The organism is Cupriavidus sp. HY129 (assembly GCF_059492215.1).
On sequence record NZ_CP083254.1, the window covers coordinates 894,609 to 916,781 of the forward strand.

Here is a 22,173-nt window from a genome sequence, read left to right on the forward strand (position 1 = left end):
TAAGTCATACGACGACCGATAACACACAGGTGCTTGCAGCTACCCTCACGTTGTGGCAGCGCTGGCCCGGAGACAACCGACATGAATGCCGCTTCCCTTCAAGGCGCCGCTGGTGCCACGCCTGTCGTCACTGACCTGACCGTTGTCCCCGTCGCCGGCCACGACAGCATGCTGATGAACCTGTCGGGGGCCCACGGCCCGTACTTCACCCGCAACATCGTGATCCTGCGCGACAGCGCAGGCAATACCGGCGTTGGCGAAGTGCCGGGCGGCGAGGGCATTCGCAAGACGCTCGAGGACGCGCGCCCGCTCGTGGTTGGTCAACCTATCGGCCAGTATCAGGCGATGCTGAACAAGGTTCGAGCCACGTTCGCGAGCCGCGATGCCGGGGGACGTGGTCTGCAGACCTTCGACCTGCGCATCACGATTCATGCTGTGACCGCGCTCGAAGCCGCGCTGCTCGATCTGCTCGGCAAGCACCTCCAGGTGCCCGTGGCGGCCCTGCTCGGCGAAGGCCAGCAGCGCGACGCGGTGGAGATGCTGGGCTACCTGTTCTACGTCGGTGATCGCCAGCGTACGACGCTTGACTATCGCACCGAGCCGGATGCGGACAACGAATGGTTCCGCCTGCGCAATGAAGTGGCGATGGATGCGAAAGGCGTGGTGCGACTGGCCGAGGCCGCGTACGAACGCTACGGCTTCAACGATTTCAAGCTCAAGGGTGGCGTGCTGAGCGGTGACGAGGAAATGGAGGCGATCCTCGCGCTGCATGAGCGTTTTCCGAAAGCGCGCGTCACGCTCGACCCGAACGGCGGCTGGCTGCTGGCCGATGCGATCCGCCTCTGCCGCGACAAGCATGGCGTGCTGGCCTATGCGGAGGACCCCTGTGGCGCCGAGGACGGCTACTCGGGCCGCGAGATCATGGCCGAGTTCCGCACCGCCACCGGATTACCTACGGCCACCAACATGATCGCCACCGACTGGCGTCAGATGGGTCACGCGGTGCGCCTGCATTCGGTCGACATTCCGCTGGCCGATCCGCACTTCTGGACCATGCAGGGCTCGGTCCGCGTGGCGCAGATGTGCGCGGAGTGGGGACTGACCTGGGGCTCGCACTCGAACAATCACTTCGATATTTCGCTGGCGATGTTCACGCATGTGGCCGCCGCCGCGCCGGGCCGCGTGACGGCAATCGACACGCACTGGATCTGGCAGGACGGCGAGCACCTCACACGCAACCCGCTCAGGATCGAAGGCGGCCTGGTGCAGGTACCGAAGACACCTGGCCTGGGCGTGGAGCTGGATATGGATGCGCTCGCGCGCGCCAACCGCCTCTATCAGGAAAAGGGACTCGGCGCGCGTGACGATGCGATCGCGATGCAGTTCCTGATCCCGGGCTGGAAGTTCAACAACAAGATGCCCTGCATGGTGCGCTGACGCGCCATGCAACGTGGCGGGGGCAGTGGGTGTTTCGCCACGACAAACAGATAACAACAAGCCAAACGCTTTTCGTCAAAGCAGGAGACAAACGATGTTCCAGACACTCTCGCCCATTGTGGCGCAAGGGGGCACGCGGCGCGTGTCCCTCCCGTCCACGTTGCTGCGCCGCTGCCTTGGCGTGGCCCTCGCATTTGCCGCCGGGGCGATCGTAAGCACCACCGCGCTGGCTAACACCACCGGGACAACCGCGTGGCCGCAGAAAGCCGTTACGGTGGTCGTGCCGTTCCCGGCTGGCGGTTCCACCGACACCATTGCGCGGATGCTGGCGGCCCCGCTCAACGAGAAGCTTGGTCAGCCGTTCGTGATCGACAACCGGCCGGGCGCTACCGGCGCGATCGGCGCGACGTTCGTCAAGCGTGCACCCGCTGATGGCTACACGATGATGGTGGCGTCGATCGGCGTCTATGCCGTCAATCCGTTCCTGCAGAAGAACCTGCAGTACGACCCGGCCAAGGATTTCGACCTGCTCACCGTGGCAGTGCGCGCCCCCAATGTGCTGGTCGCCAACCCGAACTTCCCGGCCAAGACGCTGCAAGAACTGGTGGCCTACATGAAGAAGAACCCGGGCAAGGTCAGCTTCGCGACGTCGGGGGCCGGTTCGTCCGACCATTTGACCGCGGCGCTGTTCTGGCAGAAGAGCGGCACGGATGGCCTGCATGTGCCGTACAAGGGCGGCGCGCCTGCGATCTCGGATCTGCTGGCCGGCCAGGTGGACGTGTCCTTCCAGAACATCAACGCGGTGCTTCAGCACATTCGCTCGGGCAAACTGCGCGCGCTGGCCGTGACGTCAGACAAGCGGTCGGCCGTGCTGCCGAACGTGCCGACCATGGCCGAGGGCGGTGTGAAGGACGTGGAGGTGTACTCGTGGCAAGGGGTGGCAGCGCCGAAGGGGCTGCCCGCCGATGTGAAATCGCGCCTGCATGGCGCCATCGTGACGGCGCTCAAGGACGCGAAGATGCAGCAGAAGCTCAATGAGCAGGGCTTCGAGGTCGTGGGGAACTCTCCCGAGCAATTCGCGGACTTCGAGACGCAGGAGCTCAAGCGGTGGAAGACCGTGATCGAGCAGGGCAAGATCACGGCCGAGTGATCGCCGTGTGCTTGCCGCACACACCCGGCTCCGCAATCTGTGGGGGGTCAATTCAGGTAGCTCCATGGAAGTGCTTGCCCCGCCTTGATGGCGGGGCTTTTTGCTTTCAGGCTTCGGTGTGCGGCCTGACATCGATGCAACCGTTTGTAAGTCTGTCATCGTGGTTTCGGCGCCTCCCGTTATGGGCACATAACTCTGGAGGATCGCCCCGATGTCTTCTCGTCTTTCACTTCCCGGCACTGTTCTGCTCTCGGCCGTTTGCGTTGCGGCCGCCGGCCTGAGCGGTTGTGTCGTCGAGCCGCCGCGTCATGTCGAGCGCGTCGAAGTGCAACACATTACCCAGGCGCCGCCGGCGCCGATCGTCGAGGAGATTCCTCCGGCCCCCTATGTCGACGCCTACTGGATTCCCGGACACTGGGTCTGGAAGGGCGGCCGCTATGCATGGAACGGCGGGCATTGGGAGCAGGCGCGCGTGAACATGGTGTACCAGCGCGCGCACTGGAGTGACGAGCATGGCGAATGGGTGTTCCATCCCGGGCGCTGGGTGGAGCTGGTGCAGCAGGCCCGTGTGGCGCCAATCGTCGTGAACGTGCCGCCGCCAATGCCACGCGTGGAAGTCATGCCGCCACCGCCCGGTCCAGGGCATGTCTGGATTGGCGGGTACTGGCGGTGGTCAGGCAGCCGGCATGAATGGGTCGCCGGCCATTGGGAAGCGCGGCGCGACAGCGCTTTCTGGGTGCCAGGACACTGGTATCGCAGCGGCGGCGGCTGGACCTTCGCCGGGGGCGTCTGGCAGCAGTATTGATTTGATGTGGCTTGAACCGCCCGGACCACGACGAGGTCCGGGTGGGACGCAGGAAGCCGTTCGGTGAAGGACGCCGCGCGGCGTTCGGTTCAGGCTTCAAATGTCTACATCTAAGGTCAACCAGAGTGCTTGATGGTTGACAATGTAAATGCGAATAATTTACATTTACAGGTCTGTGCTTCCTGCCGTCACTTGATCCAATCGCAAATGCGAACACCCGCCTGACAAGGGCCAAGGCCAGCGCCAGTCGTTCCGGCTGGCCGTGACCCGCCATTCCACAAGATTGAAAACGTTCTTGCGTCCCACCCGGACGCAAGCGGGTATCCCTTTGCCTTGCAACACCGCATTCCCGCAATGAGGTGGTCGCGATCGAAGCTGGATCGCGGCCTGACTTCGACTGGCGCGGCAGCACTGAACGTCATTTCAAGTCATTCATGCTGGAGTCTTCCGTGCAGCAAAAAATCCTATCGAGTGCCATCCGCGTGCTGGTTTCTGGCGCGGCCTCAGCCGGTCTGGCAATCTCCGTGTCCGCTGTTCCACTGGTCGCACATGCGCAAACCGCGCCTGAAGGTCAGCGTTCGGCTGGATCGGCCGACGACAGAAATGTGCTGCCGTCCGTCACGGTAACGGGCAAGGGTGTTCCAAACACCAATGACGCACCGACAGGGATCTCGCGTCTGCCGGAGACCATCAAGGAAACGCCCAAGACGATCAACGTCGTGCCCAAGGAGGTCATCGAGCAGCAGCAGGCCACTTCCCTCGAGCAGATCCTGAAGAACGTGCCGGGCATTACGATTTCCACGGGTGAGGGCAACGGCGGGCAGAACGGCGACCAGTTCCGCATTCGCGGCCTTTCCGCCAAGGGCGACATCTATGTCGATGGTCTGCGGGACTTCGGTGCATACAAGCGCGACAGCTTCAACACCGAAAGCGTGGAAGTGATCAAGGGACCGTCGGGTGAGACCTTCGGCGTGGGCAATATCGGTGGTCTGATCAACCAGTCGACCAAGCGGGCGAACCTGAACACGAGCACCAGCATCGACCAGGGCGTTGGTTCGGCGTCGACGTACCGCACGACGGTCGACAGCAATATCCGCCTGAACGATACGTCCGCTGTCCGTATCAACGGCGTGTTCCAGAATGGCCGTGTCGCGGATCGCGACCATGTCGATGACGACCGTCGTGGTTTCGCCATCGATTTCGGCACCGGTCTGGGCACCAGCACGGAATGGCACCTGAATTACTCCTACCTGCACCGCAGTGGCGCGCCGGACTACGGCGTGCCGCTGGCGCAGGGTGCGGATGGCATCTTCCGTCCGCTGCCTGAGTACAACGTACCGGGTTACGCGTCGTCGACGTCCTACGTCCGTAATACCGACCGGGACATCACCGACGCCCATATCGTCTCGTCGTCGTTCATGAAACGGCTCGACAACGGCATTACCATCAACAACGACACGCGCTTCAGCTTCTACGAGCGTGATTTCTCTTCCACCAACCCGGCGTCGCTCAACTACGCGAGCCTGCAGCGGTTGCTGGCGGGCGGCAACGTGAGTCTGGCGTACGGCGCGGGCGGCGGTTCCACCTATCTGCAGCGCGGTTGGGGCATTCAGAACGTGCTGAGCGCCAAGGGCGAGTTTCATACCGGTAGCTTCCGTCACAAGGCCATGGTTGGCCTGGATACGATCTACCAGCGTGACCATCGCGACATGGGCACCTGGACGGGCCGCATGAACAACCAGACTGTCATGAACCCGATTTTCTATAACAGCCCGGGTGCGACGGTCAGTTATGGCGGCACCACGCGCGATGCGAACTCGATCGACGTTGGCGTATTCGCCAACGACCGCGTCTGGTTCAACGACCAGTTCTCGTTGATGGGCAGCCTGCGCTGGGACTACTTCCGCAGCGAGTACTCGACCAATGCGTCCTCGGTCGGTGGCGTATCCGATTCGAAGAAGCTGAGCCCGGCTATCAGCGCGATCTGGGAGCCGACCAAGGACTACATGTTCTACACGTCGTTCTCGCGCACCTATCGTCCGGTCGGGACCGATATCGCGGTGGCGGTCGGCGGCGTGCAGTCCGAGGTGCCGCAGAACGGTGTCAACACCGAGCCAGAGCGTGCCGACACAATCGAAGTGGGCGCCAAGCTGGATTTCCTCGAAAAGCGCCTGGGCGTGACCGGTGCGATCTTCCAGACCAAGAAGTACAACGCGTACACGGTTGACCCGATCACCGGAGACATCACCAACGGTTTCTCGGATTCCGGTGAAGGCCGGCGCATCCGCGGCGCGGAAATTGGCCTGAGCGGGCGGATTACGAACAACTGGTCGGCCACGATGGCATATGCCTACCTGGACGGCATCGTCACCTCGGCCACGGCGCCTACCTCGATTGGCAATGTCGCCCCTGGCGTCTCGCGCCACAATGTGACGCTCTGGACCAGCTATGACATTCCGCACACGATCCTGCCGTTGCCGGGCCGGCTCACAGTGGGTGGCGGTCTCCAGTACGCGTCGGCCTATTGGGCGGACACGGCGAACACCGCGCGTATGCCCGATAACTTCTCGCTCGATGCGATGATCGGCTATAAACAGGGCAAGTTCCGCGCGTCGCTCAATGCCTACAACCTGACGAATCGCCTGAACTATCAGTCGTCGTTCAACGCGGTGCGTGCCGTGCCCACCTCCGGCCGGACGTTCCTGTTTAACGTCGGCATGACGTTCTAACGCAAGTCGCGGGCTTTACGGAGCGGCTACCATACGCTTTCCGGCGTACGTGCGCCGCTCCGCCAAACCTTGAACTGCCATGCTCATTCAGATACCCAATGTCCTCACACCGGAGGAAGTCCGGTACTGCAGGCAACGGCTGGAAAGTTCGAACTGGGTCGACGGTCGCGCTACTGCGGGCGATCTCGCGGCCCAGTCCAAGCTCAATCTGCAGATTCCCGTCGATAGCGAGGTGGCACAAGAGCTTGGCGAGTTCATCCTGACCGCGCTGGGTCGCAATGCCTCGTATCACTCCGCCGCGTTGCCTCTGCGTGTCTTGCCGCCAATGTTCAATCGCTATGAAGGCGGCATGACATTCGGCACGCACGTGGACAATGCCATCCGTACCGTGCCGGGCACCGGCGGGATGCGCATCCGCGCCGATGTATCCAGCACGCTCTTCCTGACCGATCCCGACGAATACGACGGCGGAGAACTCGTGATCAAGGACCTGTACGGTAGCCATACGGTGAAGCTGCCGGCCGGGCACATGGTGGTCTATCCTGCGTCGTCGCTGCACGCCGTGACCCCGGTCACGCGCGGCGCTCGCTGGGCTTCGTTCTTCTGGGCGCAATCGATGGTCAAGGACGACGGCCAGCGGACAATGCTCTACGAACTCGATCTGACGATCATGGAAGTCCGCAGACAACTCGGCGACGACAAGGACGCCGTGCTCGCGCTGGTCAACCACTATCACAACCTGCTCAGGCGCTGGGCAGAGCTTTGACTCCCATGCAGATCCCCGCCGACACTGTTTCGCTGCGTGACTACGAGTATCGCTTTCACGAAAGGGTGGACCCGGCGATTCGCGCCTACATCGCGGGCGCGGCGGCGGATGCGGTAACGCAGCGCGAGAACGGCGCCGCATTCGAGCGCATCAGGCTGATGCCTCGCGCGCTTGTCGACATGTCGCAGGCATCGGCCCGGTCCGAACTGTTCGGCGAGACGCTCGACTATCCGATCCTGATTGCCCCAACCGCGTATCACAAGCTCGTCCATCCCGACGGTGAACTGGCGACGGTTCAGGGGGCGTCCCTCACCCGCACCTGGATGACGGTCAGCACCCAGGCCAGCGTCACGCTGGAAGAGGTCGCGCGCGCATCCACCGCGCCACTCTGGTTCCAGCTCTACATGCAGCCACGGCGCGAGGACACGCTTGCGCTGGTTCGCAGGGCAGAGCAGGCGGGCTACAAGGCGCTGGTGGTGACGATTGACGCTTCTGTCAGCGGCATCCGCAATGTCGAGCAGCGCGCGGGGTTTCGATTGCCCGATGGTGTCAGTGCGGTCAATCTTGCTGGGTTTGCCGCAAACGAGCCGATTCGCGCAAGCGTGGGGAGTCCGGTCTTTCGCGGTATGTTGGCCCATGCACCGACCTGGTCTGACATCGAGTGGCTATGCGGACAGACCGCGTTGCCGGTACTCGTCAAGGGCTTGCTCAATCCGGCCGACGTGCCTGCCGCGCTGAATGCGGGGGTGTCGGGCATCATCGTGTCGAATCACGGTGGCCGCGTGCTCGACACGCTTCCCGCCACGATCGACGTGCTGCCCGCTGTTGCCGCCGCCGTGGCTGGTGCCGTGCCGATCCTGCTCGATGGCGGCGTGCGGCGCGGTACCGATATCGTCAAGGCGATCGCGCTGGGTGCCTCCGCGGTACTGCTTGGCCAGCCGGTGCTGCACGCGCTGGCGGTCGGCGGGATGCCGGGCGTGGTCCATATGCTGACGCTGCTGCAAACCGAACTGGAAGCCGCAATGGCCTTGCTCGGCAGGCCGACGCTGCGCGATATTGATGCGTCGACGGTGATGGGCCGGACGCCGTAGCGCTATCCAGCCGGGTTCATCGTCGATAGCTCCCGCACCATCAACGCGCCGAGTTCGTCTCGGCGGCTTGCGGTCATGCGGCTGCTGATCGCGCCGAAGCTGATGGCCGCCGACGCGCCAAACGGCAATTGGAACGCGCATCCCACGCCGGAGACGCCTTCGGTGATGGTATCCACGATCTCCGCATAGTCCTTGCGTCGGCTTCTGGCCGCTGCCGCCAGTAGTCGCGAGATCGGCATTCCGGCTTCGGCATAAAGTGCGTGCTTGCGCTTGTGAACCTCGCGGATCGCGTCGTCCGACATTGCCGACATCAGCGCGAGGCCGCCAGCGCCGATGCCAAGTAGCCGGCGTTGGCCCGGCACCGTCGTGAACACGCGCACGGGGAACGGCCCTTCCTCGCGGTGCAGGCAGACCGTGAAGTCTCCTTGTGGCACCACCAGGAAGACCGTGTCGCCCGACACGCGAGCCAGCTTCTTCATCAGAGGCGCGACCAGATCGACGATCGGTGCCTTCTCCGCGGCGGCGGCACCAAGCTGCATAGCGTCGATACCGAGCCGATAGCGCTTGCTGTGGATGTTGCGCTCGACGAAGCGTTCCTCCTCGAGCGAGCAGAGCAGCCGATATGCCGTCGGCCGCTCCAGGCCGCTTTCCGTGACGATATCCGCCAACGTCGCGCCTTCTTCCTGATGGCGGGCCAGCAGCCTCAGGATTTCCAGCCCCCGGCGCAATGTTTGCGCGCCCGCGGTCTTCCTTCCCGCCGTCTCATCGCGCATTTCTGTCTCTCCCTCGTTCGTGCTTCGGGTTTTCGTGGTGTCCATATAGTGGTCAAAACCGTTGCTTGTGTTTGTATTGTGAAAATACCTGCTTTTACACTCGATTGGAATCACTCGACACAGCCAAGACGTCAAACCACATCGAACAGAGGAGCCGGGATGCCTTACACCACCATCGAAATCGAACAGCGCGACGCCGTGCGTCGCGTCTGGCTGGCGCGCGAAAGCGCCCGCAATGCGCAAAGCCAGCGGATGCTGGACGAACTGGATCACGCGATGTCCGAAGCGGCCACCGACGACTCGGTGCGCGTGGTGGTGATCGGCGGTCGCGGTGCGCACTTCTCTGCCGGGCACGATCTCAAGGAAGCGCAGGAGAAACGCGCCAACTTCACGGTGGAGGAGCGCTGGGCGTACGAAAGCGAGCGGTACTTCAACTACTGCATGCGCATCTGGGATTTCCCAAAGCCGACCATCGCGCAAGTGCAGGGCGCCTGCGTCTCCGGCGGCTTCATGATCGCCAATATGTGCGATCTGGTGGTTGCCTCCGAGTCGGCGTACTTCTCCGATCCGGTCGGCCACTCGCTCGGCGCGGCGGCCACCGAGGTGCTGATTCATCCGTGGGTCATGGGGCTCAGGAAAGCCAAGGAAATGCTCTTCACCGGGGATCGGATCGATGCAGCTGAAGCGTTGCGCATTGGCATGGTGAATCGCGTGGTCGCGGAAGGCGAACTCGAAGCGCAAACCGATGCGCTGGCCGCCCGTATCGCCAAGGCGCCGCCGTTCGGCCTGCATCTGATCAAGCGCTCCCTGAACCGCACGCTGGACGCGCAGGGTCTTCGTTCGGCGCTGTCGGCGCACTTCGACACCCATCAGCTCTCCCATCTCGGGGAGGGGTTCCTGCGCGCGCGGGATGCCGGCCTTGCCAAGGCCATCGTCAAGAACGTCGCCGTGGACGCCGACAAGCAAGGAACCCGCTGACATGGCGCATATGCTCGAACCCCTGTTGAATCCCGCCTCCATCGCGATCATCGGCGCCAGCGACAATCCGGGCCGCATCGGCGGTATGCCGATAGACCTGCTGGTTCGATTCGGCTACGCCGGTGCCGTCTACCCGGTCAATCCCAAGTACGAGAGCGTATTCGGCCTGCGCTGCTATCGACAGGTGGAAGACCTGCCGGAAGGCATCGACCTGGCGGTGCTCGCGATCGCGGCCGAGGATGTGACCGCGATGCTTAAGCGCTGCCACGCGCGCGGCATCCGCGCGGCGATCGTCTATGCGGCAGGCTTCGCCGAAGCCGGAGAAAACGGCGCGGCCCTGCAGGACGTCATGGAAGCCTATGTGAGGGACAGCGGCATGTTGGTGGCAGGCCCGAACTGCATGGGCTTCGCCAACCTCAACACGCACGCCTATACGGCCTTTGCATCGGTATTCAAGACCGCGCCGGTACAGACGGAGCGGGGTCGCGTGAGCCTGTTGACGCAGAGTGGCAATGTCTGCGCGGCGGTGTTCGCCATCGCCCGCGAGCTGGGTGTGCCCTTCAGCCAATTCATCAACACGGGCAACGAGGCTTGCGTGGACTACTCGACGTACCTCGAGTACCTGGCCCAGGACCCGCAGACGGATGTCGTGATCGGCTATATCGAAGAGCTGCGCGACGGCGCGAGGTTCATCGAAGCGGCGTCGGCGTGCGCGGAGGCGGACAAGCCGCTGATCATCTATAAGGCTGGCGAAACAGACAAGGGGCGCGAAGCCGTGCGCTCGCACACGTCCGCGTTGGCCGGCAACCAGGCGATCTATCGTGCCGCATTCTCTCAGCTCAATGTGATCGAGTGCCAGGACTTCGCGCAGATGGCGCATATCGCCGAACTGGCGCGTTATCGCCAGCGCTCCGCTGGCCGGCGCGTCGCGATCGTCAGCATTTCCGGGGCGGTGGGGGCGATTCTGGCGGACAAATGCATCGGCGCCGGGCTCGAGGTGCCGACACTGCCGGCGGCACTTCAGGATACGTTGCGGGCTGGTATTCCGGACTACGGCATGGTGTCGAACCCGATCGACGTCACCGGCAACGTCGTCAATGATCCCGGGTTCGTTCGCACCGCGCTCGGGGCGCTGGCAAGCTCCGATGCCATCGATACCATCATCGTGTACGCGCCAGGCTACCTGCTGGACCGGATGGCCGACGATCTCGCCACCGTCGTGGCGGAGCACGGCAGGCTTATCGTCGCTGTCGACACTGGCCGTTCGACGCGGCGTGAATTTCTGCGCGATGCGGGCATTCCGGTCATGACCGATATCGGCATGACGATGCAGACGCTCGCGCCGTTTCTCCACTGGCATGAGCGTCGCGCCCGCAAGGCATGGCGCGCGCTGGCGCAGCCCAGCGCTTCACGTGCCGGTTCGACGATAGCCGCGACATCGCTGCCCGGCAATGAGTACGAAGCGCGCGCGTGGTTCGCATCGCACGGTGTGCCGACGATCGACGAGCGCATTGCGACGAGCGCGGACGACGCGGCCGCAGCCGCGGCGGAACTCGGATTCCCGGTGGCGCTGAAGGTGCTGAGCGCCGATGTGCCGCATAAGACCGAGGCGGGCGGCGTTCAGTTACGGCTCACAAACGCCGGTGCGGTACGCGAGGCGTTTCACGTCGTGATGGATAACGTGCAGCGTCATGTGCCAACCGCGCGCATCGACGGCGTGATCGTGCAACGGATGGCTGCGCAGGGCGTGGAGTTGATCGTCGGCGCAGTGCGAGACCCCGTGTTCGGACCCGCCTTGACCGTGGGGCTGGGCGGCACGCTTACCGAACTCTACCGGGACGTGACACATCGGCTGTTACCGGTGGATGCCACGGGCGCACGCGAGATGCTGCAAGAGTTGAAGGCATTCCCGCTGCTCGATGGCTATCGCAACACGCCACTTCGGGATCTCGACGGTGCTTGCGAGGCGATCGCGGCGTTCGGGCATGCGTTCGTGGCGCTCGGGGAGACCGCCGGGGAAGCGGAGATCAATCCGCTGACGGTGCGCGAGCGTGGTCAAGGTGTGGCGATGCTTGACGCGCTGGTGCTTCCTGCAGCGCGCTAGTCCGTTCCGGCGATTCGAAACGTTCATCGGAAACTACGAAACTACAAGAGGAGACTGTCATGATCAAACGCATGATTGCAGGGTCGATGGTGATGCTTGCTGCCGTTGCCGCCACGCCCGTGGCGGCGGCGGATGCCTATCCGAGCAAGCCAGTGCGCATCATCGTTCCATTTCCACCCGGCGGTGCCGCCGACATCATGACGCGCGCGCTGGGCGAGCGCATGCGCAAGCAGCTTGGCCAGCCAATCGTGATCGAGAACAAGCCTGGCGCCGGTACCGTCATTGCGTCGGACTACGTTGCAAAGCAGGCGCCGGACGGCTACACGTTGCTGATGGCCGCGTCGTCGCTGGGCATCGCGCCGAGCATCTACAAGAACGTCAACTACGATCCGGTTCGGGACTTTGCGCCGATCACGCTAGTGGCTTCGGTCGTCCACGTGCTGGAGGTCAACGCCGCGGTGCCCGTGCATAGCGTGAAGGACTTGATCGCCTATATGAAGACGAGCGGCAAGGCACTCAGCTACAGCTCCGCCGGCACCGGCACGTCCACGCACCTGGAGGCCGAACTGTTCAAGTCGATGGCTGGCGTGGACATGACGCATATCCCGTACAAGGGCAGCGCCCCGGCGCTGACGGATCTGGTAGGCGGGAACGTCCAGGTCATGGTGGACGCCTATGCGTCCTCGGCGCCGTTCATCAAGGCCGGCAGCGTGCGCGCGCTGGCGGTGACCACGGCGAAGCGATCGGCCACATTGCCGAACGTTCCCACCGTGGCTGAATCGGGTCTGCCCGGCTATGAAGCCATGCCATGGCTGGGGCTGCTGGCGCCGGCGGGCACGTCGCCCGAGGCGGTGCAACGGGTCTACGTGGCCGTCCAGGAATCGCTCAAGGACCCGGCGCTGATCCAGCAATTCCGTGATCTCGGCCTCGACATCATCGGCAACACGCCCACGCAGTTCGCAGGCTTCGTCAAGCAGGATGCCGTGAAATGGGCGAAGGTCGCCAAGGCTTCTGGCGCGCAGGCGGATTGAGTCATGCAGCTGACATTCACGGAAACGCAGACGTTGCTCGAGAGCAGTGCGCTGCATTGGCTGGCGGGCAATGCCGACGACATCCGGCAGGCCAGGGATGCGCGCGCGTACTGGCCAGCGTTCGCGGAAATGGGCTGGCTCGCTCTGCCATTTGCCGAAGCCGATGGCGGCTTCGGCGGTGGCCCGATCGAGGTGGGGTTGCTCATGCGGGCGTTCGGCAGGTATCGCGTGGCAGCGCCCGGTTATCGGAGTGGCGTGCTGATGGCTGGCAAGCTCATCGCGACACTGGGAAGTATGCAGCAGCGCGATACCTGGCTGGCGCCGCTGATCACAGGCGACCGCTGTCTTGCGATGGCTCATACGGAGCCGGGGCGTGAAGACCCATGGGCGATGCCGGCGACCACGGCGAGATGGGATCCGCGCGGCGAGCGATGGACGCTGCGTGGGAAGAAGTCATTGGTTGTGGGTGGGGCGGATGCCGATGCTTTGGTGGTCAGCGCCTCGATTCATGCTGAGGGCGCACATCCCCGAACCGGCTTGTTCATCGTTCCGTCGGATGCCGAGGGCAAGACGTCGCGCGCATGCCTGGTCGCGGACGGCAGCCGCGCGGCAGACCTCGTGCTCGACGAGGTTTATCTGCCGGATGACGCCCGCCTGGGCCAAAACGCTTCCGAGCAGGAGATTGCCGAGGGCTTCATGACGATCGTTGCAGAGGCGTTGGTCGCTTCCTGCGGGGAAGCTGCTGGCGCGATGCGAGCGGCACTGGAAGCAACCGTGTCTCACGTCACGCAGCGTGAACAGTTCGGTCGGCCGCTCTCCGCCCTGCAATCGGTACAGCACGGGCTTGCGGAAATGGCGGTCTGCTGCGAGGAAGCGGGTGCCGCTTGCGAACTGGCCGCGCTTCGCATCGCTGCGGACCGGCGACTGGCGCGCGATGCGGCATCGCTAGCTCAGTCCTGTACGGGCCGTGCCGCACGCTATGTTGCCGCCCAGGCCGTGCAGTTGCATGGGGGGATGGGCGTTTCGGAGGAGCTTCACGTAGCAGCGTTGTTCCGACTGCTGACGCGCTTCCGGTTGCAGGATGGCCATGCCGACTGGCATTCGATGCAATTGGGGAATGACATGTACACCGGCGACTGGCGCATGAGCCAGACTTTGCTCGACCCGGCGACAATTGGCCACGCTGTGGCGGCATATGCGGAGGCGCACTGATGGATCTGCTGTTGACACCCGAACTTGTCGAGTTTCGGGACACCGTACGCGCTTTCCTGCGCGAGCATCTGCCTGCGGAACTGCGTCGGGGGCAGCAACTCACGACGGCGATGTATCCGGAGCCGGAAATCTCGGGCCCGTGGCAGGCACGTCTGCGTGAGCGTGGGTGGCTCGTCCCGCTGTGGCCCAGGGAGTGGGGCGGCACGGGATGGAGTGCTATCGAACGATTTATCTTCGAGACGGAATGCGCACTCGCTGGCGCGCCGCTTGTCCACCCGATGGGGGTGAGGCTGGTCGGGCCGGTGATATTGCGATACGGCACCGAGGCGCAAAAGCAGACATACCTGTCGCGCATCCTTTCCGGGCAGGACTACTGGTGCCAGGGGTTCTCGGAGCCGGGCGCCGGCTCCGATCTGGCATCGCTGCGAACCCGCGCCGTGCGCGATGGTGACCACTACGTCATCAACGGCAGCAAGTTGTGGACGACCCACGCCCACCACGCGAATCGCATGTTCGCACTCGTGCGCACCAGCACCGAAGGGCGGCGGCAGGAGGGCATCAGCTTCATTCTTATCGACATGGAGACGCCCGGGATCTCGGTTCGCCCGATTCCAACCATAGGTGGCGACCATGACGTCAACGAAGTGTTCTTCGACAACGTGCGCGTGCCCGTCGTCAACCGCATCGGCGCGGAGAACGAAGGCTGGCAGTGCGCGCGCTATCTGCTCGAGTTCGAGCGCGGGGCTGGCATCTTCAGTCCTCGCCTGCGCTCGCAACTCAAGCGGGTCGGCGATGTGCTGGCAGGAGAGGCACAGTGTGATGGCGATACCACTGTCACGACCTTGCGGCGGCTCCGGTTCGGAGAGGTGCGCGCCGATCTCGACGCCTTCGAGATGCTCGAATTGAAGACAATGTGCTCGGTGGCGCCGGGTGAGAGCCCCGGTCCGGTGGCGTCGGTCCTGAAGCTCCGCGCCAGCAGGCTGCGGCAGGCAATCAGCGAAATGGGGACGACGGTTGTTGGCGCCGAAAGCTTGCGATGGCGCGCGGACGACGCCCACGATGAGGAGCCTTCCGAAGACGAGGTGTTGCGCGCGTGTTTGCTGCCTGACTTCCTCAATGCACGGGCCTACACGATCTTCGGCGGTGCCGCCGAGGTCCAGTTGGGCATTATCGCGAAGTCCTGCCTGGGGGCCTGATTCGGCGGAGCCGCCCGGGAGGCGGGCATGTGCCGAGGGCAGTCTGACCGTCCGACTGTTCGCGCACGGAGGAGTCTGGCGGAAGCGGTGAGATTCGAACTCACGGATGGGTCACCCCATCGGCAGTTTTCAAGACTGCTGCCTTAAACCACTCGGCCACGCTTCCGGTGTCTGGAAGATTTGCGGGCATTGTAGCGTGACAGCGCGTATGCCCGGCCGCGCATTATACAGGGATGCGCGGGCTGGCAGTATCATGATGGAGTGGGTTCGCTGTTTTGGAGCCGTCCTTCGAGTTGTCCGAGACAGCGGAACCTTGTCAGCCCATCGCGCCTCCTAAGAGAGGCGCGAATGCAGTCTCATACTGCAGGTTCGCTGTTTGTACAGGCGATTTGAGGAGAATACTTCATGCAAGAACAACGTAAACCGTGGCAGGTTCTTGGTGCTGCCGGTGCTCTGGCGCTGGTGGCCGGACTGGCCGGTTGTGCGCAGCCGGGCTATGGCGGTTACGGCAACTACAGCACGGCGCCGCCGCCGACTGGCTATCAACAGCCGGGAACCAACACCTATCAGGCGCCTGCCGGTTCGGTGTTCGTGGGCCGCGTGGAATCGATCGAGCCGATCCAGAGCACGCAGGGCAGTTCGGGCATTCTGGGCACCGTGATTGGTGGTGCGGCGGGCGGTTTGCTTGGACACCAGATTGGTGGCGGTTCTGGCCAGACCGTGGCAACGATCGTCGGCGCGGTGGGTGGCGCGGTGGCGGGCAATCAGATCGAGAAGCGGGCCGGGTCGAATACCAGCACTGCGTATCGCGTCAATGTCCGACTGGACGATGGTCGCGTGGCGACGGTGACGCAAAGCAATATCGGCAACCTGCGCGTCGGTGATCGCGCGCGAGTGGCCAACGATATGGCGACGGCGTACTAAGCTCACCGGATACCTCGCTACCTCGATACATCGGCAAAAGAAAACGCCACGCGGCATTCGCGTGGCGTTTTTCATTCTGGCTTGACGCTCTCGTCGAGCCTTCTATGTGGGCAACCTCAATCCTTCAGGAACATTTCCTGCAGGTCATTGAGGAAGCGTCGGCCCAGTTCAGTCGGCTTGATCACGGTAGGGTCGGCGTCGAGCAGTCCCTTCTTCGCGGCCGCGGCAAGCTGCTTGCCGATCATGTGTAACGGCAGGCCGGTGTAGTCGTGGAAACTCGATGCCGGCACGCCGTCCGTCAGACGCAGCGCGTTGAGCATGAATTCGAACGGGAGTTCGTCAGCGCCGACTTCGCGCGCTTCCTGCACGGCGTTGCCAGCCAGAGCCTGCTCCATATAAGTGGCCGGGTGCTTGTGTCGCATCTGCCGCAGGATGCGGTTTGGAAACGAAAGCTTGCCGTGGGCGCCGGCGCCGATGCCGAGATAGTCACCGAAGCGCCAGTAGTTGAGGTTGTGGCGCGCCTCGCGATGCGGCTTCGCGTAGGCCGATGTCTCGTAGTGGCGATACCCAGCCTGGGCCGTACGGGCCTCGACGATGTCCTGCATTTCGTAGGCGGTATCCTCGTCCGGCAGCGCGGGCGGAAACTTTGCAAACAGCGTGTTCGGTTCCAGCGTCAGGTGATAGAGCGACAGGTGCGTGGTGCCGTACGACAACGCTGCGTCCAGGTCGCGCGCGCATTCGTCCAGGGTCTGCCCCGGCAGCGCATACATCAAGTCCAGATTGACGTTGTCGAAGTGCGTCAGCGCGATGTCGATGGCCGCGCGTGCCTCGCGCTCGCCGTGGATCCGGCCAAGCGCTTTCAGGTGGGCGTCGTTGAAACTCTGGATGCCGATCGACAGCCGGTTGATGCCGCTGGCGCGATAGCTTGCGAAGCGTTCGGCTTCGAAGGTGCCGGGGTTGGCTTCCATCGTGATCTCGGCATCGGCATCGAGCGGCAGCAGCGCGCGGATGTCCGATAGCAGGCGGTCCATCCCAGCGGCCGACAGCAGGCTCGGCGTGCCGCCGCCGATGAACACCGTATGCACGGGACGTCCCCATACCAGTGGCAGCGATTGCTCAAGATCTGCGCGTAGCGCGTCGAGGTAGGCGTCCTCGGGAATCTCATGGCTATCCGGCTTGCCCGGTGCCGCGTGCGAGTTGAAATCGCAATACGGGCATTTGCGCACGCACCATGGGATGTGCACGTAGAGCGAAAGCGGTGGCGAGCCGGGCAGGGCGATCTGGCCCGGCTTGAGCCAAAGCTTCTGGTTGTCGGCCGGGGATAGCGGCGAGGATGCGGCCGGCGTGCCACCGCCGACAGGGACGATCGGGATCATGCGCAGCTCTTGATGCCGGCGGTCTGCAGGCGGGCCACCAGTTCCTGAAGTGCCAGGGCACGATGGCTGATCGTGTTCTTCTCTTCGGCGCTCAGCTCGGCGGCCGTCTTGCCGACGCTGGGCAGCAGGAAGTGCGGATCATAGCCAAAGCCACCATTGCCGCGCGGGGCGTCAACGACCTCGCCGGCCCAGATGCCTTCGGCGATGATGGGGCGCGGATCATCGGCGTGCCGGACCATCACCAGCACGCAGTAGTAGTGCGCGCGGCGGTTCAGCTTGCCCGCCAGCTGCGAGATCAAGTGGGCGTTGTTGGCCGCATCCGACTTCGGCTTGCCGACGGTCTGGGCATAACGCGCCGAGTACACGCCAGGCGCGCCGTCGAGCGCTTCGACGCAGATGCCCGAGTCATCCGCCAGCGCGGGCATTCCCGTCAGCCGTGCAGCGTGGCGGGCCTTGGTCAGCGCGTTCTCGACGAATGTGGCGAACGGTTCCTCGGCTTCGGGCACGCCCAGTTCGCCTTGCGGTACGACGTCAAAGCCGAGCGGAGAGAGCAGCGCGCTGAATTCGCGCAGCTTGCCGGGGTTGTTGGAGGCCAGAACCAGACGTTGCATCGACATATTCCCCTGCGCTTACAGCCCGAGCGCCTGCTTCTGGTGGCGCACGAGTTCGGCGATGCCGGCCTCGGCCAGGCGCGTCATGGCGTCGAGGTCGGCGCGGCTGAAGGGCGTGCCTTCGGCCGTGCCCTGGACCTCCACGAAGCCGCCGCTGCCGGTCATGACCACGTTCATGTCGGTATCGCAGTTGCTGTCTTCGGCGTAGTCGAGGTCGAGCACCGGCACGCCATTCACCATGCCGACGGAGACCGCCGCCACGAAGTCGCGGATCGGACTTGCCTTGATCTGGCCGTCGCGCAGCATCGCGGATACGGCATCGTGCGCCGCCACGAAGGCACCTGTGATGGCGGCGGTACGCGTGCCGCCGTCGGCCTGCAGGACGTCGCAATCGAGGTGGATCGTGTATTCGCCCAGCGCTGCCAGGTCGAACACCGAACGCATGGCGCGCCCGATCAGACGCTGGATTTCCTGGGTGCGGCCGGTTTGCTTGCCCCGGGCGGCTTCGCGGTCAGAGCGGGTGTGCGTGGCGCGCGGCAACATGCCGTACTCGGCTGTGACCCAGCCTTCACCGCTGCCCTTCTTGTGCGGCGGCACCTTTGCCAGCACGCTGGCGGTGCACAGCACCTTGGTATCGCCAAAGGCACTCAGCACCGAGCCCTCGGCGTGGCGGGTGTACTGGCGGGTCAGGGTGATGGGTCGCAGCGCATCGGCTGCGCGTCCGCTGGGTCGCATGTGGAGTCTTTCGTCAGAATCGGGTGAGACCGCGATTCTAACGCCGGCGAGCCTTGCGTGCCTGCCGGGACCCCCGGCGCCTCAGCGCATCAGGTTGCTGGTCTTGTCGATCGCCGCGCGAATTTCGGCAATCGAGCGTTCGATTTCTTCCTCCGACAGCAAATCGGTCTCGCTGCCCGTGCGCTCGAGGATGGAGGTGGTGAACGCATTGAGCGGCAGGGTGTCGGTCAGCACCGCGTCGTCGTTCGGCACATTGGCGTCCGCTTCCCACATCATTGCGATGGCTGTGGTGTTATCGGCACCTTCGCCGGCGTTCGCAAGCGCCCGTTCAATCAGGTCAGGTATCGCATGGACCACCGAAAGATGGGTGACCTTGTCGACGATGATGTCTTCCTCAAGGCTGCCCCAGAGGCCGTCGGAGCACAGCAGCGCCACGTCTCCCGGGTTCAGCCGCACCGGGCCGCCGATGTCGATCAGCGGCAGGTTCGGCGAGCCGAGGCAGTTGTAGAGCTTGTTGCGTTCCGGGTGGTTGGCCACGTCCATCGGCAGCACGCGTTCCTGCTGCAGCAGATTCTCGATCTTCGAGTGGTCGCGCGTGCGGGTCAGCAGGGCGCCCTTGCGCATCAGGTAGAAGCGCGAGTCGCCGGCGTGCGCCCAGTGGATCTGGCCATGCTGGATCAGGCAACACACCACGGTGGTACGCGGGATATCGGCCAGCCGGTTGGCTTCGGCATAGCGATGGATCTCGCGATGCGCGAGCATGATCGTGTCCTGCAGAAAGTCGGCAGGATTCCGGATCGCAGGACGGGCCTGGGTCTGGAACTGACGCGCCAGCGTCTGCAAGGCCTGCTGCGCGGCAACTTCGCCGAGCGCGTGGCCGCCGAGGCCATCGGCCAGCACCATCAGCAGGGCGTCGCGCGTGAAGCAGTAGCCCATGCGGTCCTGGTTGATACGGCGGCCGCCCTTGCGGCTTTCCTGATAGACGGAGAATCGCATGTTGGCTTAGCGGAATGCGTTATGTTCGTGCCGGTTTGGCATCAGTTGCCGCCGTGGCCTGCCTCGGTGGCGGGCAGGGCCTTCTCTTCGCGGCGGCGCAGCAAGGTCATGAAACGGCTGGTGGCGTTCAGGCGCTCGGTGACGGGGCCTGCGGGATTGGCGGCCATGGCCGCAGCCGACTGCTCGCCCAGCGCGTTCGATTGGTCGCGCAGCTCCTTCTGCAGCCGGAACACGCTTTGCGGGCGCTCGGCCGGCGTCAGGCGCAGGCACCACTCGACCAGATCGACCAGTCCGTTCGTGTAGGTGGCGCGCAGCCGACCAAACGACTCGGTCATGCGGTCTTCCTTCTCACGCTGGTTGGCCTCCTGCGGCGGCATTCCGGCCATACAGGCATAGAGCGTGGCGCCCAGGCTGTAGATATCGGTCCACGGGCCGAGGTCCGTATGCTTGCCGTAGAGCTCGGGTGCCGCGAACCCCGGGGTGTACATCGGCTGGAAACGCGATGCTTCCATGGTCAGGATCTGCCGGGCCGCGCCGAAATCAAGCAGGATCGGCGATTCGTCCTCGCGCAGGTAAATGTTTCCCGGCTTGATGTCCAGATGAAGAAGCTTGTGGATATGCACTTCCCGCAGGCCGCTCATGAGGTCGTGGAATACCTTGCGGATAAACCGTTCGCGGAGGACTTTGGCCTTGCCCTGCTGCCGGGCCTGCAGGATATGCTCCTGCAGCGTCTTGCCCAACTCGTAGTTCATGACCATGTAGACCGTGGAATTCTCGCGGAAGAAATTCACCACGCGGACCACGCTGGGGTGCGAAATACGGGCCAGCGACCGTCCTTCCTCAAAGAAATACTTCAGGCCAAGGCGAAATGAGGCCACGTTCTCGTCCGGAACGACCGGGATCAGCTCGCCGGGACTGCGGCGGGCCAGTGACGACGGCAGGTATTCCTTGATGGCCACCGGGGCGCCCGTTTCGTCCGTGGCGAGGTAGACGAAACTGAACCCCCCACTGGCCAACTTCTTTACAATACGATAGTTGGCCAGCAGCGTGCCGATTGGCAGCGGCGCGCTCTTGGACTGGTTAGCGCCCTTGGACTCTGTCATAGGATTCGGGACCTTATTTGCTCCCGGATTCTCCGGGCTAATCGGTCACTTGTAAAGAATTCATTGGCGGGGACTGTTGCCAAATATCCGCGTTTTTCTGCCTCTGTTTTCTGTTGATTTTTCAGGCGATCCGCCTGCCCCCGATCCTTTCGGGGAGCCGGTCGCCGCGCCTTACCCGGCGTTTTTCGATTATTCGATTTTTTCGCGAGATTACCGACGATGATCCACAGCATGACAGGCTATGGCCTGGCCACGGGCCAGGCACCGCTCACCAACGCCCAGGGCGAACCGAGTGGCCGTACCGCGTCGGTTTCGGTGGAGTTCCGCACTGTCAATTCGCGCTTCCTCGACCTGCTGTTCCGCGCGCCGGAAGAGTGTCGCGCTTTCGAGCCGGCCCTGCGCGAGATGCTGATGGGCGAGCTGTCGCGTGGCAAGCTGGAGTGCCGCATCAACCTCCAGCGCACCGATACCGGCGGCGCCACGTTGGCGCTGAACCAGACGTTGCTTGACCAGATCCGTGCGCTCGAGGCCACCGTCGGGGCAACGTTTGCTTCGGCCGGCACGATGCGCATGGGCGAAATCCTGCGCTGGCCGGGCGTGCTGGTGGAACCCGAGTTGTCGCAGGAAGCCCTGCGCGATGCCGTGATGGGCGCCGCCCGCGAAGCGCTGAACCAGCTTCTGGAAGCCCGCCGCCGTGAAGGCGCGGCGCTCAAGGCCACGCTGGAGGAGCGGATCGACGCCATGCTGGCGATTGTCGAGCGCCTGACGCCGATGATTCCGCAGTTGATTGCCCACCACCAGGAAAAGTTGACCGAACGCCTGAAGGAGGCTTTCAACCTGGTCGCGCCGAACGGCATGCCGTCGATGAGCCGCGACGAGATTGCCGAGCGCATCCGCCAGGAAGCCACGGTCTACGGCATCCGCATCGACATCGCCGAAGAACTGGCGCGCCTGCAGACCCATCTCAACGAAACCCGGCATATCCTGAAGAAGGGTGGCCAGGTCGGTAAGCGGCTGGACTTCATGATGCAGGAGCTCAACCGCGAAGCGAACACGCTCGGCTCGAAAGCCGCCGCGAAGGAACTCGCCGATGCCTCGATGGAGCTCAAGCTCCTGATCGAGCAGATGCGCGAGCAGATTCAAAACCTCGAATAAG

At 63.8% G+C, this 22,173-nt stretch carries 19 protein-coding genes and 1 tRNA gene; 13 read left to right on the forward strand and 7 right to left on the reverse strand.

All coding sequences use genetic code 11. The features are described 5' to 3' along the window. Nucleotides 1–81 precede the first annotated feature (81 nt). The 6 genes from gudD (at nt 82) to K6G35_RS04160 (ending at nt 7,978) form a co-directional block, all read left to right on the forward strand. Nucleotides 82–1,437 carry a glucarate dehydratase gene (gudD, locus tag K6G35_RS04135; protein WP_495676122.1) on the forward strand — a complete coding sequence of 452 codons (1,356 nt, stop codon included), beginning with the start codon at nt 82–84 and terminating at the stop codon, nt 1,435–1,437. A 94-nt stretch (nt 1,438–1,531) separates the two neighbouring features. Next, nucleotides 1,532–2,587 carry a Bug family tripartite tricarboxylate transporter substrate binding protein gene (locus K6G35_RS04140; protein ID WP_495676123.1) on the forward strand — a complete coding sequence of 352 codons (1,056 nt, stop codon included), beginning with the start codon at nt 1,532–1,534 and terminating at the stop codon, nt 2,585–2,587. 211 nt (nt 2,588–2,798) lie between these two features. Continuing rightward, nucleotides 2,799–3,392, forward strand: a complete 594-nt coding sequence (locus K6G35_RS04145; RefSeq protein ID WP_495676124.1) for a YXWGXW repeat-containing protein — start codon at nt 2,799–2,801, stop codon at nt 3,390–3,392. 449 nt (nt 3,393–3,841) lie between these two features. Next, nucleotides 3,842–6,121, forward strand: coding sequence for a TonB-dependent receptor (locus K6G35_RS04150; protein ID WP_234819095.1), 2,280 nt, complete (start codon nt 3,842–3,844; stop codon nt 6,119–6,121). Nucleotides 6,122–6,200: 79 nt separating this feature from the next. After that, nucleotides 6,201–6,887: a Fe2+-dependent dioxygenase gene (locus K6G35_RS04155; RefSeq protein WP_035881605.1), complete on the forward strand. Its 687-nt coding sequence runs from the start codon at nt 6,201–6,203 to the stop codon at nt 6,885–6,887. 5 nt (nt 6,888–6,892) lie between these two features. Further along, complete coding sequence (locus K6G35_RS04160) at nt 6,893–7,978, forward strand: alpha-hydroxy acid oxidase (protein WP_495676125.1); 1,086 nt, start codon at nt 6,893–6,895, stop codon at nt 7,976–7,978. A 2-nt stretch (nt 7,979–7,980) separates the two neighbouring features. Here the strand turns inward: K6G35_RS04160 and K6G35_RS04165 are convergent, their stop codons facing one another. Beyond that, nucleotides 7,981–8,751, reverse strand: a complete 771-nt coding sequence (locus K6G35_RS04165; protein ID WP_495676126.1) for an IclR family transcriptional regulator — start codon at nt 8,749–8,751, stop codon at nt 7,981–7,983. Between the two features lie 159 nt (nt 8,752–8,910). Here K6G35_RS04165 and K6G35_RS04170 point away from each other — a divergent pair, with 159 nt between their 5' ends. Genes K6G35_RS04170 through K6G35_RS04190 form a run of 5 tightly spaced genes read left to right on the forward strand, consistent with a single transcriptional unit; the run spans nt 8,911 to nt 15,272 of the window. Continuing rightward, a complete protein-coding gene (locus tag K6G35_RS04170; protein WP_011515669.1) occupies nt 8,911–9,729 on the forward strand; it encodes an enoyl-CoA hydratase in 819 nt (272 codons plus the stop codon). Nucleotide 9,730: 1 nt separating this feature from the next. Further along, nucleotides 9,731–11,833 carry an acetate--CoA ligase family protein gene (locus tag K6G35_RS04175; protein WP_495676127.1) on the forward strand — a complete coding sequence of 701 codons (2,103 nt, stop codon included), beginning with the start codon at nt 9,731–9,733 and terminating at the stop codon, nt 11,831–11,833. 59 nt (nt 11,834–11,892) lie between these two features. Then, complete coding sequence (locus K6G35_RS04180; protein ID WP_008646055.1) at nt 11,893–12,864, forward strand: tripartite tricarboxylate transporter substrate binding protein; 972 nt, start codon at nt 11,893–11,895, stop codon at nt 12,862–12,864. Nucleotides 12,865–12,867: 3 nt separating this feature from the next. Beyond that, a complete protein-coding gene (locus K6G35_RS04185) occupies nt 12,868–14,076 on the forward strand; it encodes an acyl-CoA dehydrogenase family protein (RefSeq protein WP_495676128.1) in 1,209 nt (402 codons plus the stop codon). After that, nucleotides 14,076–15,272: an acyl-CoA dehydrogenase family protein gene (locus K6G35_RS04190; RefSeq protein WP_495676129.1), complete on the forward strand. Its 1,197-nt coding sequence runs from the start codon at nt 14,076–14,078 to the stop codon at nt 15,270–15,272. Before K6G35_RS04185 ends, K6G35_RS04190 begins: the two co-directional genes overlap by 1 nt. Nucleotides 15,273–15,348: 76 nt before the next feature. On the opposite strand, the gene K6G35_RS04195 is transcribed toward K6G35_RS04190, so the two are convergent. Beyond that, nucleotides 15,349–15,438 (reverse strand) — tRNA-Ser (locus K6G35_RS04195). A gap of 239 nt (nt 15,439–15,677) precedes the next feature. On the opposite strand from K6G35_RS04195, the gene K6G35_RS04200 reads away from it, so the two are divergent. Next, the gene (locus K6G35_RS04200) at nt 15,678–16,196 is read left to right on the forward strand and encodes an outer membrane lipoprotein (protein ID WP_286879804.1); all 519 of its coding nucleotides are present in this window, start codon (nt 15,678–15,680) and stop codon (nt 16,194–16,196) included. A gap of 116 nt (nt 16,197–16,312) precedes the next feature. Here K6G35_RS04200 and hemW read toward each other — a convergent pair whose 3' ends face one another. The 5 genes from hemW to K6G35_RS04225 all read right to left on the reverse strand — a co-directional run bounded on the left by hemW (nt 16,313) and on the right by K6G35_RS04225 (nt 21,017). Then, a complete protein-coding gene (hemW, locus tag K6G35_RS04205; protein ID WP_286879806.1) occupies nt 16,313–17,572 on the reverse strand; it encodes a radical SAM family heme chaperone HemW in 1,260 nt (419 codons plus the stop codon). Next, the gene (gene rdgB / locus K6G35_RS04210) at nt 17,569–18,183 is read right to left on the reverse strand and encodes an RdgB/HAM1 family non-canonical purine NTP pyrophosphatase (protein ID WP_286879808.1); all 615 of its coding nucleotides are present in this window, start codon (nt 18,181–18,183) and stop codon (nt 17,569–17,571) included. Before rdgB ends, hemW begins: the two co-directional genes overlap by 4 nt. Before the next feature lie 18 nt (nt 18,184–18,201). Further along, complete coding sequence (rph, locus tag K6G35_RS04215; protein WP_011515680.1) at nt 18,202–18,918, reverse strand: ribonuclease PH; 717 nt, start codon at nt 18,916–18,918, stop codon at nt 18,202–18,204. Nucleotides 18,919–18,999: 81 nt separating this feature from the next. Then, nucleotides 19,000–19,914: a PP2C family protein-serine/threonine phosphatase gene (locus K6G35_RS04220; RefSeq protein WP_011515681.1), complete on the reverse strand. Its 915-nt coding sequence runs from the start codon at nt 19,912–19,914 to the stop codon at nt 19,000–19,002. Nucleotides 19,915–19,955: 41 nt separating this feature from the next. Then, a complete protein-coding gene (locus tag K6G35_RS04225) occupies nt 19,956–21,017 on the reverse strand; it encodes a serine/threonine protein kinase (RefSeq protein WP_008647046.1) in 1,062 nt (353 codons plus the stop codon). A 219-nt stretch (nt 21,018–21,236) separates the two neighbouring features. Here K6G35_RS04225 and K6G35_RS04230 point away from each other — a divergent pair, with 219 nt between their 5' ends. Further along, complete coding sequence (locus K6G35_RS04230) at nt 21,237–22,172, forward strand: YicC/YloC family endoribonuclease (protein WP_008647044.1); 936 nt, start codon at nt 21,237–21,239, stop codon at nt 22,170–22,172. Nucleotide 22,173: the final 1 nt, after the last annotated feature.

Coding starts and splice junctions, on each gene's coding strand:
- K6G35_RS04185 (WP_495676128.1), top strand. CDS start 12,868: ATGCAGCTGACATTCACGGAAACGCAGACGTTGCTCGAGAGCAGTGCG.
- K6G35_RS04165 (WP_495676126.1), bottom strand. CDS start 8,751: ATGCGCGATGAGACGGCGGGAAGGAAGACCGCGGGCGCGCAAACATTG.
- K6G35_RS04220 (WP_011515681.1), bottom strand. CDS start 19,914: ATGCGATTCTCCGTCTATCAGGAAAGCCGCAAGGGCGGCCGCCGTATC.
- rph (WP_011515680.1), bottom strand. CDS start 18,918: ATGCGACCCAGCGGACGCGCAGCCGATGCGCTGCGACCCATCACCCTG.
- K6G35_RS04200 (WP_286879804.1), top strand. CDS start 15,678: ATGCAAGAACAACGTAAACCGTGGCAGGTTCTTGGTGCTGCCGGTGCT.
- K6G35_RS04225 (WP_008647046.1), bottom strand. CDS start 21,017: ATGACAGAGTCCAAGGGCGCTAACCAGTCCAAGAGCGCGCCGCTGCCA.
- K6G35_RS04145 (WP_495676124.1), top strand. CDS start 2,799: ATGTCTTCTCGTCTTTCACTTCCCGGCACTGTTCTGCTCTCGGCCGTT.
- K6G35_RS04180 (WP_008646055.1), top strand. CDS start 11,893: ATGATCAAACGCATGATTGCAGGGTCGATGGTGATGCTTGCTGCCGTT.
- K6G35_RS04175 (WP_495676127.1), top strand. CDS start 9,731: ATGGCGCATATGCTCGAACCCCTGTTGAATCCCGCCTCCATCGCGATC.
- K6G35_RS04160 (WP_495676125.1), top strand. CDS start 6,893: ATGCAGATCCCCGCCGACACTGTTTCGCTGCGTGACTACGAGTATCGC.
- hemW (WP_286879806.1), bottom strand. CDS start 17,572: ATGATCCCGATCGTCCCTGTCGGCGGTGGCACGCCGGCCGCATCCTCG.
- K6G35_RS04190 (WP_495676129.1), top strand. CDS start 14,076: ATGGATCTGCTGTTGACACCCGAACTTGTCGAGTTTCGGGACACCGTA.
- gudD (WP_495676122.1), top strand. CDS start 82: ATGAATGCCGCTTCCCTTCAAGGCGCCGCTGGTGCCACGCCTGTCGTC.
- K6G35_RS04230 (WP_008647044.1), top strand. CDS start 21,237: ATGATCCACAGCATGACAGGCTATGGCCTGGCCACGGGCCAGGCACCG.
- rdgB (WP_286879808.1), bottom strand. CDS start 18,183: ATGCAACGTCTGGTTCTGGCCTCCAACAACCCCGGCAAGCTGCGCGAA.
- K6G35_RS04170 (WP_011515669.1), top strand. CDS start 8,911: ATGCCTTACACCACCATCGAAATCGAACAGCGCGACGCCGTGCGTCGC.
- K6G35_RS04140 (WP_495676123.1), top strand. CDS start 1,532: ATGTTCCAGACACTCTCGCCCATTGTGGCGCAAGGGGGCACGCGGCGC.
- K6G35_RS04155 (WP_035881605.1), top strand. CDS start 6,201: ATGCTCATTCAGATACCCAATGTCCTCACACCGGAGGAAGTCCGGTAC.